Annotated in this window: 12 protein-coding genes; 8 read left to right on the forward strand and 4 right to left on the reverse strand. The window is 59.0% G+C overall.

Annotated features, from left to right (window positions below; all coding sequences use genetic code 11):
* Positions 1–18: 18 nt before the first annotated feature.
* From mscK to OKC31_RS02725, 4 genes are all read left to right on the forward strand, one after another.
* A complete protein-coding gene (gene mscK / locus OKC31_RS02710) occupies positions 19–3,348 on the forward strand; it encodes a mechanosensitive channel MscK (RefSeq protein WP_005359039.1) in 3,330 nt (1,109 codons plus the stop codon).
* Between the two features lie 409 nt (positions 3,349–3,757).
* Complete coding sequence (locus tag OKC31_RS02715) at positions 3,758–4,162, forward strand: hypothetical protein (RefSeq protein ID WP_042052664.1); 405 nt, start codon at positions 3,758–3,760, stop codon at positions 4,160–4,162.
* A gap of 54 nt (positions 4,163–4,216) precedes the next feature.
* Positions 4,217–6,247 (forward strand): M13 family metallopeptidase, encoded by a 2,031-nt coding sequence (locus tag OKC31_RS02720; RefSeq protein ID WP_270656214.1) that lies wholly within the window; start codon positions 4,217–4,219, stop codon positions 6,245–6,247.
* A 338-nt stretch (positions 6,248–6,585) separates the two neighbouring features.
* Complete coding sequence (locus OKC31_RS02725) at positions 6,586–7,518, forward strand: GGDEF domain-containing protein (RefSeq protein WP_247824139.1); 933 nt, start codon at positions 6,586–6,588, stop codon at positions 7,516–7,518.
* Positions 7,519–7,616: 98 nt separating this feature from the next.
* On the opposite strand, the gene crr is transcribed toward OKC31_RS02725, so the two are convergent.
* The 4 genes from crr to cysK form a co-directional block, all read right to left on the reverse strand.
* The gene (gene crr, locus OKC31_RS02730; protein ID WP_005338264.1) at positions 7,617–8,126 is read right to left on the reverse strand and encodes a PTS glucose transporter subunit IIA; all 510 of its coding nucleotides are present in this window, start codon (positions 8,124–8,126) and stop codon (positions 7,617–7,619) included.
* A 42-nt stretch (positions 8,127–8,168) separates the two neighbouring features.
* On the reverse strand, positions 8,169–9,896 hold the full coding sequence (gene ptsI, locus OKC31_RS02735; protein ID WP_101529807.1) for a phosphoenolpyruvate-protein phosphotransferase PtsI: 1,728 nt from the start codon (positions 9,894–9,896) through the stop codon (positions 8,169–8,171).
* A gap of 46 nt (positions 9,897–9,942) precedes the next feature.
* Complete coding sequence (locus OKC31_RS02740; RefSeq protein ID WP_005338266.1) at positions 9,943–10,200, reverse strand: HPr family phosphocarrier protein; 258 nt, start codon at positions 10,198–10,200, stop codon at positions 9,943–9,945.
* Positions 10,201–10,640: 440 nt separating this feature from the next.
* Complete coding sequence (cysK, locus tag OKC31_RS02745) at positions 10,641–11,609, reverse strand: cysteine synthase A (protein ID WP_270656216.1); 969 nt, start codon at positions 11,607–11,609, stop codon at positions 10,641–10,643.
* Between the two features lie 159 nt (positions 11,610–11,768).
* Here cysK and OKC31_RS02750 point away from each other — a divergent pair, with 159 nt between their 5' ends.
* The 4 genes from OKC31_RS02750 to OKC31_RS02765 are packed head-to-tail and all read left to right on the forward strand — an operon-like array spanning position 11,769 to position 16,449.
* Positions 11,769–12,611 carry an AAA family ATPase gene (locus OKC31_RS02750; protein ID WP_005350058.1) on the forward strand — a complete coding sequence of 281 codons (843 nt, stop codon included), beginning with the start codon at positions 11,769–11,771 and terminating at the stop codon, positions 12,609–12,611.
* Between the two features lie 3 nt (positions 12,612–12,614).
* A complete protein-coding gene (locus tag OKC31_RS02755; RefSeq protein ID WP_270656217.1) occupies positions 12,615–13,778 on the forward strand; it encodes a vWA domain-containing protein in 1,164 nt (387 codons plus the stop codon).
* Positions 13,779–13,832: 54 nt separating this feature from the next.
* Positions 13,833–14,954, forward strand: a complete 1,122-nt coding sequence (locus OKC31_RS02760) for a beta-ketoacyl-ACP synthase III (RefSeq protein WP_201955306.1) — start codon at positions 13,833–13,835, stop codon at positions 14,952–14,954.
* A gap of 49 nt (positions 14,955–15,003) precedes the next feature.
* Positions 15,004–16,449 (forward strand): HD domain-containing phosphohydrolase, encoded by a 1,446-nt coding sequence (locus OKC31_RS02765; protein ID WP_236272627.1) that lies wholly within the window; start codon positions 15,004–15,006, stop codon positions 16,447–16,449.
* The last annotated feature ends 2 nt before the right edge of the window (positions 16,450–16,451 follow it).

The raw sequence follows: 16,451 nt of genomic DNA on the forward strand, positions 1-16,451 counted from the left end.
TAATAACCCGGAAGTTATATGCCCTCAATACGTTTTAAAAGAGTCTCGGCCACCCTGTTGCCGCTGCTCTGTCTCCTCGCCAGCCTCTGCGTCCCGCAAGCCATGGCGCAAGATGTCCCCTCTCGCAACGCAGTTCAGCGAGCGCTTGATGGTCTGGGTAAATCAGAGACCCTGACCGTCAGTCAGCAAGCGGATCAGAAGTTGCTGACCGAAACCCTCGGCCTGCTCGACAGCATCGACAAGGAAGAGGCAAAGGCCAAGACTCAGGCCCAGCGGATCCGCAACCTGCCCACCGAACTCAGAGAGATCAGCGCCAAGCTCGATGCCCTGACCAAGGGCAAGAGTGCCGAGCAGATCAAGAGCGAATACGCCAGCATGAGTCTGGCAGAGCTCGACAGCCGTCAGCCGGAAGTGCTGGCCAACATGCAGGCGGCGCAGGAGGCCCTCGGCGCCATCGGCAGCCAGCTCACCAGCTTGCAGACCCTGCCGGAACGGGCCCAGGCCAGCATGAGCCGTGCCTACCAGCGCAGTCAGGAGATCCGTACCCGCCTCAACGCAGGTGAAAGCGTCTCCAGCGCCGAGAAGATGAAGCTCGGTGCCGAACTGGCCCTGCTCGACCTGCAACTGGCCCACCTGCAAAAGGAGCTGGATAACCGTACCAGCATGCAGGATCTGGCGATCAAGCAGCGCGACTACCAGAGTGCCCGTCTCGCCAGCGAAGAGCAGAAACTGCAGCTGTTGCAGGATCAGAGCAGCGCCAAGCGCCTTGGCGACACAGAGAAAACCGCCGAGCAGACCGGTGAACTGGTGGCGACCGAAGACAGCCCGCTGGTGCAAAAAGAGCAGGAGCTCAACCACCAGCTCAGCCAGCAGCTGATCGGTGCCACCACCAGCCTCAACTCGCTGGTACAAAAAAACCTGCAAGCCAAGAGCTGGCTGGAGCGCGGCATCCAGACCGAACGCAACCTCAATGAACAGGTGCAGATGCTCAAGGGCAATCTGCTGCTGTCGCGCATCCTCTATCAGCTCTATCAGCAGCTGGAAGCGGCACCCACCATCGCTGTCAAAAACCTGGAAGAGCAGATCGCCGATCTGCATCTGGCCCAGTTTGAACTGAGCCAGCAGCGTGACCAGCTGTTCCAGAAGAACCTCTATCTGGACAATCTGATCGCCGGCAGCAAGGATCCGGTCAGCGAGGAGGACAAAGAGAGCCTTGCCAAGCTGCTCGACACCCGCATCAATCTGCTCGATCAGCTCAACCGCCAACTCGACAGCCAGCTCACCAACGCCATCAGCCTGCAGCTGACCCAGCAGCAGCTGGCGCGGGTCTATGCCTCTATCGAATTTACCCTGCAGCAACACATCTTCTGGGTGAGCAGCAACAAGCCCATCGACAGCAAGTGGTTTATCAGCTGGCCCGCCCAGGCCTACAAACAGGCCTCCGACTGGGTATTGAAACCGGACTGGAAACGCTGGCGCGAAGAGCTGCTGGGGATCTCCCTGCTAGCCTTCCCGCTGCTGCTGATCGGCGGCCTGCTGGTCTGGAAACGTCCGGCGCTGGTTGAGCGCGAGAAGAAGATCACCAAGGACCTTGGCCGTTTCCGTCAGGACAGCCAGTGGCACACCCCGCGCGCCCTGCTCTATACCGTGCTGCAACGCCTGCCGGGCAGCATGTTCATTCTGGCTGGCGGTCTGCTGCTCACCTACTGCGGTCTGCTCAGTCCCAAGCTGATGTTCCAGATCACCCTGAACCTCGCCCTCGGTTATCTGGTGTTCAGCGTCTATCTGGCTGTGATGCGCCCGGGCGGCATCGCCGAGACCCACTTCCGGATCCCGAAAGCGGAGCTGCAGGCCAAGCGCAACAGCATGCGCTACATCTGGTTGCCACTGCTGCCGCTCATCATGCTCGCGACCAAGGCGGTGGTTGAACCCTCCACCCTGGGCAACGACGTGATCGGCCAGGCCATGACCCTGACCCTGCTGGGGCTGGCCGCCTATCTGGTGTTCCCCATCTCCCGCGCCCGCATCAAGGGCGAGGCGAGCATGCAGAAGTCGCTGATCGCCATCGCCCTGGCGCTGGCACCGGTGGCGCTGATCGTGCTGGCGGTGCTCGGTTACTACTACACCGCGCTGAAGCTGACCGGTCGCCTGATCGAATCCTTCTACCTCATCATCATCTGGAGCCTGGTCTACCGCACCGCCCTGCGTGGTCTGGAGCTGGCAGCCCGTCGTCTGGCCTACCGCCGTGCGGTGGCCAAGCGTGAGCACAAATCTTCGGAAGATGCGGAAGGTGGCGAGTCTATCGAAGAGCAGCCCATGGATCTGGAGGATGTCAGCCAGCAGTCCCTGCGTCTGACCCGTACCGTGCTGATGCTGATCTTCGGCGTCGCCTTCTACTGGCTCTGGTCCGATCTGGTGGCGGTCTTCTCCTACCTCGACAGCATGGTGCTGTGGCACCGCAGTGAAGGCACCGGCGCCAACGCCGTGCTGTTCCCCATCAGCCTGAGTGACGTGCTGATCGGCTTCCTGCTGCTCGGCGGTGCATGGTCACTGGCGCGTAACCTGCCGGGCTTGCTGGAGGTGCTGGTGCTCTCCAAGCTCAACCTGGCTCAGGGGACCGCCTACGCCATCACCACTATGCTTAACTACGTGCTGATCGGTTTCGGTTCCCTCACCGCTCTCTCCATGATGGGCGTGCAGTGGGACAAGCTGCAGTGGGTAGCGGGTGGTCTGTCAGTCGGTATCGGTTTCGGCATGAAAGAGATCCTCTCCAACTTCGTCTCCGGCATCATCATCCTGTTCGAGCGTCCGGTGCGGATCGGTGATACCGTCACCATCGGCTCCTTCTCCGGTACCGTCTCGCGGATCCGCATTCGCGCCACCACCCTGACCGACTTCGACCGCAAAGAGGTGATCATCCCCAACCAGCAGCTGATGACCGAGCGGCTCATCAACTGGTCGCTGAGTGACACCGTCACCCGGGTGATCGTGCGGGTGGGCGTGGCGTATGGCTCGGATCTGGAACTGACCCGCACCCTGCTCAAACAGGCGGCCGACGAAAACAGCCGCGTGCTGAAAGATCCAGCCCCCATCGTCTACTTCCTCACCTTTGGCGCCAGCACGCTGGATCACGAGCTGCGCTTCTTCGTGAGTGAACTGGGGGATCGCAACCCGGCGGTGGACGAGTTGAACCGCAAGATCGACCAGCTGTTCCGCGAGAACGGCATCGAGATCGCCTTCAACCAGATGGATGTCTACATCAAGAACATGCAGGGCGAAGAGCAGAAGGTGGAGTCCAACTCCGCCGCCCTGCCGCCGCCCGCAGAAGATGGCAAACAGCCAGCCTGATAGCGAACTGCATGAATCTGATGGCAACAGCCGCTCACCCTGGTGAGCGGCTTTTTTATGCCCTGTTTATGAAGATAGAGACTGTTATCCATTGCCAACATGGCTGGCCGCCGCACAACAGGCAGCCATCACCCTTGATAAAATATAAAGAGAAATAAAAGCATAAAAACAATAACTTAAGTCACCAAGCCACTGGCTGCGTGGATCAAACCTATGTCCTTCTCCCCTCACCGCGCCCCCCCATACCGCGCTCGCTCCGGCTCCCGGACTTTTATAACTTTTTTTAATTTTATTTGAGTGTCCTCTTCATCCTGACCATTGCAAAGTAGCGCCATTCCAGCGCCGGGCACTGTGACCACCACTCGGCTGACACCGACTTGCTCATTTGATAATTGAAAGGATCCGAGAGATGAAACACTCCTTGATGGTAATGGGGTTGGCCGCCTGTCTGGCATTGAGCGGCTGCCAGAATATGGACACCAAGAAAGTCCTGATAGGTGCAGCTGCGCTGGGTGCCATCGGCGCCGCTGGCTATTACGCCGGGAAAAAGCACAGCGATAACAAACACGAGCATGATGGCCAGCATGACGATAGCGATGACCAGCATATGGCCACCAGCAAGATGCCCCGTTACTGCTCGGGGGAAGCAGCCAGCAAATTCCATGTCTCCCCGCGCGATATCACCACCGAGTCGGCAGAAGAGAGCGGCCACAGATACAAGGTCTATGGCCAGTACGAGACCGATGATGATGCGGTCGACTTTACCTGCACCTTCAATCACGACGGGCGCTTCCTCTCGGTCGTTCGCAGCTGATTGACCATCGGTTACAGCCAATTCACTACTGGCACCCCATACAGGACACACAAGATGAAACAGCAACGCAGCATGATCGCCAGCCTCATTGCGCTGGCCTTGCTTGGCCTCGCCCCATGCGCCGGTGCCGCCAGCGGCCACTCCGGGGTGGATCTGGCCAGCATGGATAACAGCGTGCGCGCGGCGGACGATCTGTTTCGCCACGTCAACGGCAACTGGCTGGCCCAGACCCGGATACCGGATGACCTGCCGGGACAGACCATCGGCAATCTGCTGGCGGACAAGTCGCTGGAGGATCGCAAGGTGTTGCTGGAGGAGCTGCTCAAGCGCCCGCAACAAGCCGGAACCCCTCGCCAGCAGATCGCCGACCTCTACGCCAGCTATCTGGATCAGGCCGGGCGGGATGCCAAAGGGCTGACCCCCATTCAGCCGCTGCGCGACGAGATCATGGCCATCCATGATGGCGCCTCGCTGGCCACCTACTTTGCCCGGGTCAGCAAGCTGGGGGGCGGCGCTCCCTTTGGTATCGGGTTCATGGCCGACAAGAAACAGCCTGACAGCTACGGGATCTACCTGCAGCAATCCGGTCTCGGTCTGCCGGATCGGGACTACTACCTGAAAGCAGATGCCGCCAGCAAGGCACTGCGGGCCAGCTACGAGCAGTTCATTCGCGCCCTGCTCAACCATGCCGGCGTCGAGGGGACAAGCGAACAGGCTCATCACATTCTGGCGCTGGAGACCCGCCTCGCCAGCCTGCAGTGGGACAGAGTCAAGCTGCGGGATGACAACCACACCTACAACAAACTGCCCCTCGCCCGCCTCAGTCAGTTGCTGCCCCCCCTGGATTGGCAACGCTACCTGACAGAGGCCGGTATCGCCGGGGAAACGGAGATCATCGTCAGTGAGCCGGACTATCTGGAGAAGCTGGCCGCCGTGATGCAGGAGACCAGCATCGCGCAGTGGCAATCCTACTGCCTGTTCCATCTGCTACGTACTTATGCGCCCTATCTCGACAGCCAGAGCAATGCCCTGCACTTCGCTTTCTACGGCACGACCCTGAGCGGCATCCCCCGGCAGCGGGAGCCCTGGAAGCAGGCCATGGAGGTGCTGGACGACTATCTGGGTCAGGCGGTGGGCAAACTCTACGTGGAGCGCTACTTTCCGGCCGAGGCCAAGGCACAGATGGCGACCATGGTGCGCAATCTGATCGCCGCCTATCGCCAGGAGATCGGCGAGCTCGACTGGATGTCTGCTCCGACCAAACAGCAGGCGCTGGCGAAACTGGAGAAGGTACGGGTCAAGATCGGCTATCCGGACCAGTGGCAGGATTACAGCGCAATCGAGATCCGTCCCGATGATCTGGTCGGCAATGCCCAGCGAGCGGCCAGGGTGCGTTACAACGAGCACCTTGCCCGCCTCCATCAACCGGTGGATCGGGAAGAGTGGTTCGACAATCCGCAGACGGTGAACGCCTACTACAACCCGGACAACAACGAGATCGTCTTCCCGGCAGCCATACTGCAACCACCCTACTTCGATCTGAAGGCGGATGATGCGGTCAACTATGGCGCCATCGGCGCGGTCATCGGTCACGAGCTGAGCCATGGTTTCGATGATCAGGGGGCCAAATTCGATGGCAACGGTGCCTTGCACAACTGGTGGGCTCCGGCCGATCTCAAGGAGTTCACCGCCAGAGCGCAAAAACTGGCGAAACAGTACGACCGTTTCGAGCCCATCAAGGGGGAGCATGTCAACGGCCAGCTGACCCTTGGCGAGAACATCGGCGATCTCGGCGGCTTGACCATCGCCCACAAGGCGTACCAGCTCGCCCTGGGCAACCACCAACCAGCGATGCTCGATGGCTTTACCGGCGAGCAGCGATTCTTTATCGGCTGGGCACAGGTGTGGAAAGGGAAGTACCGGCCCGAGCTCGCTGCCGTTCTGCTCAAGACAGATCCCCACTCGCCGCTGGAGTACCGGGTCAACGGCATCGTCGTCAATATGCCGGCCTTCTATCGCGCCTTTGCCATCAAGCCGGGAGACAAGCTCTATCTGCCACCTTCCGAGCGCGTGAAGATTTGGTGACCACCAGCAGGGGCCCTGGCCCGAAAAGCTCCAGCAGGTGGACCACCTCCACCTGAGCTGAAGATGACCGACACAGGGAGTGTCTGTTTTACCCTGCCTGGTTTTTCCCGACCCACATGTGCCTGACCATGTGGGTTTTTTTGACCCTTTGCCCCGCAGCTTCTCCTCAGCCTGTCCAGCTTTCACCCGATACGGCCACGGCACACAACCCCGCCATTTTCTCGCCTTTGCCTTTGGCTGAAAAACCGGCGGCGTAACCGCTATAAATCGGTTTACCACCAAACAGGTCTGACCTATGGTAAAGCATGTAAAAGATGCATCGTGGAGCCGCTTTTCCTATGAATGACCGAGAACTGCAACAGATCCTGTTTCGCTCCTTCGATGTGATCCCGCTGCCTATTCTGGTGTCCGAATCCATTGCCCGTCACGATGGCTGCTCACCCGACATGATCCCGCAGCGGCGCCACCGCTTCCTGAATAAAGCCTTTATTGAGCAACTGGGCTACAACCTTGACGATCTGCCGGACATGGCCTCCTGGTTTCAGGTCGCCTACCCGGATGAAGGGTATCGCCGCACCATCATCGACTCCTGGCACTCCCAGGTGGAACAGAGCTTGTCGCAAGGGCTGGAGGTCGCCGAGATGCCTGCGCTGATCCGCTGCAAGAGCGGTCAGTCGCGCTGGTTTATCGTCACTGCCCAGCTGGGTGCCGATGCCATCCCGGATGGCCATATCGTCACCTTTCGCGATATCCACGACCTGCAGTGTATGGTGGAAGAGGTAAGCCGCCTCTCCTGCACCGATCCGCTCACCGAACTGACCAACCGGCGTGGCGCCCAGCAACAGCTGCAGGCCCTTTGGTTGCAGGGTGAGCCCCTCTCGGTGGTGTTGGGAGATATCGACCATTTCAAACAGGTCAATGACCGCTACGGCCACCCTGCGGGCGATGCCGCGCTCTGCGCTGTCGCCCACGCCATGGCTGGCCAGCTGTTGCCGGGGGAGAGTCTGGCCCGTTGGGGCGGAGAGGAGTTTCTGCTGATCCTGCCTGGTTGCGATATTGAACAGGCAGCACGGCGCGCCGAACAGCTGCGCCAGCATGTCAGTATCACCCGCTTGCCATGGCAGGGGAAGCAGCTATCACTCACCATCAGTCTGGGGTGTGCCAGCATGAAGGGGCAGGAGAGCATCGACTATCTGCTGATGATGGCCGACCGGGCCCTTTATCAGGCCAAGGATCAGGGCCGTAACCGGGTTGTCATCTCGACGGAATAGAGTAATAACCAGAAAGAAAAGCCGACTCGCAGCCATAAAAAAACCGAAGCACAAGGCTTCGGTTTTTTACTGCGCAACTGGCGTGAGCCAGCCGGGCATTACTTCTTGATACGGATAACCGGGGTCTCGCCCACAGTCACGGCACCAGTCATTTTGATCAGCTCTTTGATCTCATCCATGTTGGAGATGACAACCGGAGTCAGGGTAGACTTGGCTTTCGCTTCCAGAACGGCCAGATCGAACTCGATGATGGTGTCGCCACGCTTGACCTGTTGACCTTCCTGAGCGATACGCTTGAAGCCTTCGCCTTTCAGTTCAACGGTGTCGATACCGAAGTGAACGAACAGCTCGATACCGGAGTCGGATTCCAGAGAGAACGCGTGGTTGGTCTCGAAAATCTTGCCGATGGTGCCATCGCACGGAGCAACCATCTTGTTGCCAGCCGGCTTGATGGCGATACCGTCACCAACGATCTTCTCGGCGAAGACAACGTCAGGCACATCTTCGATCGGCACGATTTCGCCAGACAGCGGAGCAAAGATTTCGATGCCGCCGGTGTCAGAGCTATCGTCGGAAACCAGTTTCTTCAGTTTATCAAACAGACCCATATAAAGCTCCTAGAGATGATTTGTCGCTGTTTGCAGCCGATCTTAGCAGACTGCTTTCTGCTTAATAAAGTTATCTACGCACGCTTCGATTTCAGCAGCGGTGGCAAAGCTCAGTGCTTGATCAGCCATTGCCTTCACATCTTCGAAGTTGGTGTTGCGGATAAGCTTCTTGATACGCGGTACAGAGATGGCGCTCATGGAGAACTCATCCAGACCCATACCCAGCAGCAGCAGGGTAGCGCGCTCGTCACCAGCCAGTTCACCACACATACCGGTCCACTTGCCTTCGGCGTGGGACGCATCGATAACCATCTTGATCAGGGTCAGGACGGAGGGTGACAGCGGGTTGTACATGGCGGAGATCATCTCGTTACCACGATCGACAGCCAGGGTGTACTGGGTCAGGTCGTTGGTACCGATACTGAAGAAATCCACTTCCTTGGCCAGATGATGAGCCATCACGGCAGCGGCCGGGGTCTCGATCATGATACCCACTTCGATGGATTCATCAAAGGCTTTGCCTTCGGCACGCAGTTCGGCTTTCAGCGTCTCTACGGTAGCTTTCAGGCTACGGAACTCTTCGACAGAGATGATCATTGGGAACATGATGCGCAGTTTGCCGAAGGCAGAGGCGCGCAGAATGGCCCGCAGCTGAGCGTGCATAATGTCTTCGCGGTCGAAGAAAATACGCACGGCACGCCAGCCCAGGAAGGGGTTCATCTCTTTCGGGAAATTCATGTACGGCAGCTCTTTGTCGCCGCCAATGTCCATGGTACGCACGATGATCGGCTGATCCGGCATCGCTTCGGCCACTTCTTTGTAGGCTTTGAACTGCTCTTCTTCGGTCGGCAGCGCGTCACGGTCCATGAACAGGAACTCGGTACGGTACAGACCCACGCCTTCGGCGCCATTGCGGATGGCACCTTCGGTATCCTTGACGGTACCGATGTTGGCGCACACTTCGACCTGGTGACCATCCAGCGTGATGGCAGGCAGATCTTTCAGCTTGGCCAGCTCATCTTTCTCGGCCTGGAACTGAGCCTGGAACTTCTTGGCTTCGGTCAACTGTTCAGCGGTCGGATTGATGATGATCTGGTTGTTGATCGCATCCAGCACCAGCATGTCACCGTTCTTGACGCGCTCGGTGATGTCGTTGGTGCCTACTACGGCCGGCAGCTCCAGGGAGCGAGCCATGATGGAGGTGTGAGAGGTACGGCCACCGATATCGGTGACGAAACCCAGCACATATTTCAGATTGATTTGAGCGGTTTCAGACGGGGTCAGGTCTTTGGCGACCAGGATCACCTCTTCGTCGATGGTGCTCAGGTTGACAACGGCGATGCCCAGTACGTTCTTGACCAGACGGGTGCCGATGTCACGGAAGTCGGTAGCGCGTTCGCGCAGATAAGGGTCATCCAGCTCGGCCATCATCTTGGCGTACTGTTCGATCACCTCATAGATGGCTTTGTCAGCGGAAGCCTTGTTCTCTTTGATGAAGGATTTGATATCCCCTTCCAGCTCCTCATCTTCGAGCAGCATGATGTGGCCTTCGAAGATGGCCTCTTTTTCCTCACCGAAGGTGCGACCGGCCATCTCTTTGATGGCTTCCAGCTGGGCAGCTGACTTGGTACGAGCTTCGAGGAAACGGTTGATCTCGACATCAATCTGGTCAGCAGAGATTTTGCCCTGATTGATAACGATTTCATCTTCTTTAAGAAGAAGCGCCTTACCGAATGCGATACCGGGGGACGCAAGAATGCCAGATATCATAATCCTTCCTATTAAAACGACTGTGGGGGAGGAATCTAAAGCTGGATTACTCCAGCTCGTCCATCAGGGCAACCAGCTTCTCAACAGCTTGCTGAGCATCCGGGCCATCAGCCTGGATAGTTACGTTGGTACCCTTGGTCAGGCCCAGGGTCTGCAGCTTGAACAGGCTCTTGGCGCTGGCGGACTTGCCACCGGAGACCACAGTGATCTCGCTTTGGAATTCTTTGGCTTCTTTCACGAACTGAGCTGCCGGACGGGTGTGCAGGCCGTTTTCAGCAGTAATAACAACAGACTTCTCGTACATGGTTTCACCCCATATTATTGATATTTTTTGGTGGATTGGTCGTTTTTGAAGCAACCTGACCCACCGTGTCAGTATGGATATGTTGTAAAGTAACGAAAGCAGACCCGCAATGGTTTAATCCAGGTCAAGTTTCTGTGCAGTAATCGGCGCGCTGGTTGGCAATTTTCAGTTATTGGGCTACAAGCCGCATCAGGACTGGCCTGAAATTATTTTATAACGAAAAATAACACTTTGTTACTTTGTGATACCCAGCCAGCAAACACCGCGTGACGCCGCACAGGATATGAGATTTAGAGCGGAATGTCTGCTTTTTTTCTCACTCCGGAACTTGTTATTTTACCCCAAAAAATAAGGATCAAGTGACACTAACAGGGGTTGAGTCTAGCCCATAAAGAAGCGGCGCTCCTGGGAGCGCCGCTGTTTTGAAAGATTCCGATCAGTTACTGCTGCAGTTCCTGCTCGCTGAACACCCCGGCAAACAGGGCACTGGAGAGGTAACGCTCCGCCGCACTCGGCAGGATGACCACAATGGTTTTGCCCGCAAATTCCGGCTGCTCGGCCAGACGGCTGGCAGCCACCACCGCAGCACCGGAGCTGATACCGGCCAGGATCCCCTCCTCCTCCATCAGGCGGCGGGCCATCTCGATGGCTTCGTCACTGGTCACCTTCTCCACCCGATCGATAAGGGAGAGGTCCAGGTTGCCCGGGATAAAGCCGGCGCCGATCCCCTGGATCTTGTGGGGGCCCGGTTTGATCTCTTCACCAGCCAGCTTCTGGCTGATGACCGGCGACTCGGCAGGTTCGACCGCGACAGAGACTACCGCCTTGCCCTGGGTCTTCTTCAGGTAGCGGGAGACACCGGTAATGGTGCCACCGGTACCGACCCCGGCCACAAACACATCCACCTCACCGTCAGTGGCATCCCAAATCTCGGGGCCGGTGGTCTTTTCGTGGATCTCCGGGTTGGCCGGGTTTTCAAACTGTTGCAGCAACACATACTTGCCCGGCTCGGACTCGAGGATTTCGTTGGCCTTGGCAATGGCCCCCTTCATGCCGAGGGGCCCTTCGGTCAGCACCAGATTGGCACCGAGCGCCTTAAGCAGCTTGCGGCGCTCCAGGCTCATGGTGGCCGGCATGGTCAGGGTGATGGGATAGCCGCGAGCTGCCGCGACAAAGGCCAGAGCAATACCCGTGTTGCCGCTGGTGGGCTCAATGATCTCCTTACCCTTGGTCAGGATACCGCGCTTCTCGGCGTCCCAGATCAGGTTGGCACCGATACGGCACTTGACGCTGAAGCTGGGGTTACGGCTCTCGATCTTGGCCAGCACGCGGCCTTTGGTAACACGGTTGAGACGAACCAGCGGGGTGTGACCGATAGTCTGGCTGTTGTCCTCAAAAATTTTGCTCATGGTGCTATCCCTGTGTTTGTTACGACGATGAAACAAGATTACCCTGTGGTTTCTGAATGAGAAGTGACTATTCGTTATAACCATATGGTATTACAACATATAGAGCTTATTCTCTCTGGCCCCTGACTACGGGCGCCAATCGTCAAAGGAACCGACGTTATGGGATTTTCAGGAAGCAGCCAGTATCTCGCCTCCGATGCATTGAAGATGGCGGTCAATGCCGCCATCACCCTCGAAAAACCGCTGCTGATCAAAGGGGAGCCGGGCACCGGCAAGACGGTGCTGGCAGAAGCGGTCGCCGACCATCTCGGCACCGATCTCATTGCCTGGCATATCAAGTCCACCACCAAGGCTCAACAGGGTCTCTATGAATATGATGCGGTGGCCCGGCTGCGGGACTCCCAGCTCGGCGACCCCAGAGTGGCCGATATCAGCCACTACATTCGTAAAGGCAAGTTGTGGCAGGCCTTCAGCGCCGAGCAGCGACCTGTGCTGCTGATCGACGAGATCGACAAGGCCGACATCGAATTCCCCAACGATCTGCTGCTGGAGCTGGATCGGATGGAGTTCGACGTCTACGAGACCGGCGAGCGAGTCAAGGCGCGCCAGCGGCCGGTGGTTATCATCACCTCCAACAACGAAAAAGAGCTGCCGGACGCCTTCCTGCGCCGCTGTTTCTTCCACTATATCCGCTTCCCCGACAAGGCCGAGATGCAGGCCATCGTCAAACTCCACTACCCCGACCTCAAGGAGAGCCTGCTTGGCGAAGCGATGGAGCTATTCTTCGAGCTGCGCGAGGTAGAGGGGCTGCGCAAGAAGCCCTCCACCTCGGAGCTGCTGGACTGGATCCGCCTGCTCTTGGCCGACGATATCGCCCCCGAGGCGATGCGTGCCCGCGAGCCCGGCAAGCTGGTGCCCGCGCTATATGGCGCCCTGCTCAAGACCGAGCAAGACCTGCATCTATTCGAGAAGCTCGCCTTTCTGGCCCGGCGCGGCAGCTGACCCATGCTGATCGACTTTTTTACCCACCTGCGCCGCCACAAACTCCCGTGCAGCCTGCGCGAGTTGCTGGACTTGCACGCCGCACTGGCGGCCCGACTGGTCGCTGTCGATATGGACGAGTTCTACCAGCTCTCCCGCTGCCTGTTGGTAAAAGACGAGGCCCACTACGATCGCTTCGATCGCGCCTTCGCCGAATACTATGAGGGGCTGGACGCCATCCCCCTGCTGCCGGAAAGCCTGCCCGAGGAGTGGCTGCGCAAGGAGTTCGAGCGACTGTTGAGCCCAGAGGAGAAGGCGCTGCTCACATCCCTCGGCGGACTCGACAAGCTGCTGGAGACCCTTAACCAGCGATTAAGCGAGCAGAAAGAGCGCCACGCCGGCGGCAACAAATGGGTGGGGACCGGTGGCAGCAGCCCGTTTGGCCACGGCGGTTTTCACCCCGAGGGGGTGCGCATGGGTGGAGAGGGGCAGCACGGTAAGGCGGTCAAGGTGTGGGAGGCCCGACACTATCGCAACTTCAGCGATGACTCGCCGCTCGGCCAGCGCGCCATCCAGCTGGCACTGCGCAAACTCAGGCGCTGGGTGCGCAAGGGCAACCCGGACGAGCTGGATCTCGACGACACCATAAAAAGCTCTGCCCGCCAAGGGTGGCTCGATGTGAAGCTGCGACCCGAGCGCCACAACGGGGTGAAGCTATTGGTCTTTTTCGATGTGGGAGGCTCCATGGATGCCCACGTGGCCGAGGTGCAGCGCCTCTTCTCGGCGCTGCGCCACGAGTTCAAGCATCTGGAGTACTTCTATTTTCACAACTGCCTCTACGACTTCGTCTGGAAGGATAACGCCCGCCGCTTTGAGGAGCGGTTCGATACCCTGCGGCTGCTGCGCACCTATGGCAGCGACTACCGGGTGATCCTGGTGGGGGATGCCACCATGGGCCCCTACGAGATCACTTGGCCGGGCGGCAGTGTCGAGCAGTGGAACGAGGAGTCGGGTCAGGTGTGGCTTACCCGATTGCAGCAGCACTTTCCCAAACTGGTGTGGATCAATCCCACCCCGCGGCGGGAGTGGCTCTGGCATCCCTCCATCAAACTGATGAATGACGTGGTTGGCGGACGGATGCATCCGCTGACCCTGGCGGGTCTTGCTGCGGCGATCGACCAGCTGTAACCCTCTCTACCCTATAAACCGACAAGCCGGGAACGCACCCGGCGAGGAGCAAAGATGACCTCTATCGTGATCAGTGGCTCAGGCCTCTATACCCCACCCTTTGCCGTCAGCAATGAAGAGCTGGTGGCCGCCTTCAACCAGTATGTGGATCTCTACAACGAGGAGAACGCCTCCGCCATCGATGCCGGCCAGCTCCCCGCCAAGCAGCACTCCAGCTGCGAGTTCATCGAGAAGGCCTCCGGCATCAAGAGTCGTTATCTGGTGAGCCGCGAGGGGGTGCTCAACCCAGACATCATGCAACCGCTGCTGGCGGAGCGGCCCGACGAGATGCCCTCCATCATGGTGGAGATGGCTGTGGCTGCCGCCGAGCAGGCACTGATCGCCGCCGGTCGCGAGCCGGGAGAGATCGATCTGGTGATCGTCGCCGCCTCCAACATGCCGCGCCCCTACCCAGCGCTGGCCATCGAGCTGCAACACTATCTGGGGGCGAGCGGCATGGCCTTTGATATGAACGTGGCCTGCTCGTCCGCCACCTTCGGCATCAAGACAGCCGCCGATATGCTGGCGGCAGGCACCGCCAACGTGGCGCTGGTGGTCAATCCGGAGATCTGCTCGGGGCACCTCAATTTTCGCGATCGGGATAGTCACTTTATCTTCGGCGATGCCTGCACCGCGGTGCTGCTGGAGCGGGAGACCGATTGCAAGGCGGCCAATCCGTGGCAACTGGTGGCCAGCAAGCTGGTGACCCAATACTCCAACAACATCCGCAACAACTTCGGCTTTCTGAACCGGCTGAGCCCGCGCACCCGCTACAGCGACGACAAGCTGTTCCGCCAGCAGGGGCGCAAGGTGTTCAAGGAGGTGTTGCCGCTGGTGTGCGAGCAGATAGCCAACCAGCTCGACGAGCAGGGCTGGCCCGCCGAGAGCCTGAACCGGCTCTGGCTCCATCAGGCCAACCTCACCATGAACCAGTTCATCGGTCGCAAGCTGCTGGGCCACGATGCCAGCCAGCAGGAGGCGCCGGTCATTCTTGATAGCTATGGTAATACCAGCTCGGCGGGTTCCATCATCGCGTTTCATCTGTACAATCGCGACCTTCCTGCGGGGGCTCGCGGCGTACTGTGCTCCTTTGGCGCTGGCTACTCCATCGGTAGCCTGCTGCTGCGGCGCCTGTAATGGCGGGCCTCCCGCCGACATAACAATAACCAGCAACATGGGTGGGAATATGCAGAGGATCACGGGGCGCTGCGCCCTGCACTACGGGGTAACCCTGTCACTATTTTGTCTCTATGGCTGGCAGGTTTGCCCGTTTCTCGAGAGTCTCACCCTGCCCCAGTTGCTGGGGCCAACCCTGGTGACCTTCGCCATCATGTTCGCCGTGCGCAATTGGCTGCTTTCAAGAAGGCCCTTGGCGCGCAACGGGCTGGACGGGTTTGGACTGGAGGTGGGCTTTTACCTGCTGGGGGCACTGCTGCTGTCGGGCTACAACGCCCTTACCCACGACTTTCCGCTGGAGAGTCACCTCAAGGTGCTGCTGGGGATGACCACCCTCGGCTTTCTGGTGTCGGCCGATCTGACTCTGGAGCGAGACTTGCATCGTGCCAGAGCACGGCAAGCCGAGCAGAGCCTGGCACTGAGCCACCCGCTGGCCATGCCGCTGCCACGCAAGTTCACCCTATTTACCCTGGCGACCCTCACCCTGCTGGGGGGTGTCTTCTTCTTGCTGTTCAACAAGGATCTGGAGTGGCTGGTGACGGTGGAGCGCAGCCTGCCGAGGGTCGATGCCCAGCACTACATCCTGTGGGAGATCGCCTTCGTAATGACGGTGACCTTCTGTTATCTCGCCCTCATTATTCACGGTTATGGTCGCAATCTCGGCCTATCCCTGCGCCAGCAGACCAGCACAATGGCCAGAGTACAGTGTGGTGACTTCGACGCCCGGGTGCCGGTCACCCGGGATGACGAGTTTGGCCTTATCGCCGCCAGCACCAATCAGATGATCGGTGAGCTGAAATCCCGCAGCGACGAGCTCAACCTGACCCGTGACGTGGCCATCCTTGGCCTCGCCTCGCTGGCGGAGACCCGGGACAACGAGACCGGCGCCCATATCATCCGCACCCAGCATTATGTGAAGGCGCTGGCGCAATACCTCAGTCGCAGCGATTGGGATCGCTATCCGCTCGATGACGCCACCATCGATCTGCTGTTCAAGTCGGCCCCGCTGCACGATGTGGGCAAGGTGGGCATTCCCGATGCCATCCTGCTCAAACCGGGCAAGCTGACCGACGAGGAGTTCGCCATCATGAAGCGCCACCCGCAGATCGGCGCCGATGCGCTGGCGAGTGCCGAGGCGCAGCTAGGCTCCAACTCCTTCTTGCGGCTGGCCCGGGAGATCTCCCTCACCCACCACGAGAAGTGGGATGGCAGCGGCTATCCGGCAGGGCTGGCGGGTGAGGATATTCCCCTCTCCGGGCGCTTGATGGCGGTAGCGGATGTCTACGATGCCCTCATCTCGAAACGAGTCTACAAACCTGCTTTCAGCCATGAGGAAGCAAAGGAGATCATTGTGAAGGGGAGCGGCAGCCATTTTGATCCCGGCATTGTCGCGGCGTTTCTCGCCTGCGAGGCGCAGTTCAGGGAGATTGCCGCGCAGTTTCAGGATCACCACTGAGC

Origin of the sequence: Aeromonas sp. Y293-4, assembly GCF_027705905.1 — a bacterium.
Lineage (GTDB): Bacteria > Pseudomonadota > Gammaproteobacteria > Enterobacterales > Aeromonadaceae > Aeromonas > Aeromonas veronii.

What these genes read in the sequence shown, in the direction of transcription:
- OKC31_RS02725 (WP_247824139.1), top strand. Translation starts at nt 6,586, where the DNA reads ATGAATGACCGAGAACTGCAACAGATCCTGTTTCGCTCCTTCGATGTG.
- OKC31_RS02740 (WP_005338266.1), bottom strand. Translation starts at nt 10,200, where the DNA reads ATGTACGAGAAGTCTGTTGTTATTACTGCTGAAAACGGCCTGCACACC.
- mscK (WP_005359039.1), top strand. Translation starts at nt 19, where the DNA reads ATGCCCTCAATACGTTTTAAAAGAGTCTCGGCCACCCTGTTGCCGCTG.
- crr (WP_005338264.1), bottom strand. Translation starts at nt 8,126, where the DNA reads ATGGGTCTGTTTGATAAACTGAAGAAACTGGTTTCCGACGATAGCTCT.
- OKC31_RS02715 (WP_042052664.1), top strand. Translation starts at nt 3,758, where the DNA reads ATGAAACACTCCTTGATGGTAATGGGGTTGGCCGCCTGTCTGGCATTG.
- ptsI (WP_101529807.1), bottom strand. Translation starts at nt 9,896, where the DNA reads ATGATATCTGGCATTCTTGCGTCCCCCGGTATCGCATTCGGTAAGGCG.
- OKC31_RS02750 (WP_005350058.1), top strand. Translation starts at nt 11,769, where the DNA reads ATGGGATTTTCAGGAAGCAGCCAGTATCTCGCCTCCGATGCATTGAAG.
- OKC31_RS02755 (WP_270656217.1), top strand. Translation starts at nt 12,615, where the DNA reads ATGCTGATCGACTTTTTTACCCACCTGCGCCGCCACAAACTCCCGTGC.
- OKC31_RS02765 (WP_236272627.1), top strand. Translation starts at nt 15,004, where the DNA reads ATGCAGAGGATCACGGGGCGCTGCGCCCTGCACTACGGGGTAACCCTG.
- cysK (WP_270656216.1), bottom strand. Translation starts at nt 11,609, where the DNA reads ATGAGCAAAATTTTTGAGGACAACAGCCAGACTATCGGTCACACCCCG.
- OKC31_RS02720 (WP_270656214.1), top strand. Translation starts at nt 4,217, where the DNA reads ATGAAACAGCAACGCAGCATGATCGCCAGCCTCATTGCGCTGGCCTTG.
- OKC31_RS02760 (WP_201955306.1), top strand. Translation starts at nt 13,833, where the DNA reads ATGACCTCTATCGTGATCAGTGGCTCAGGCCTCTATACCCCACCCTTT.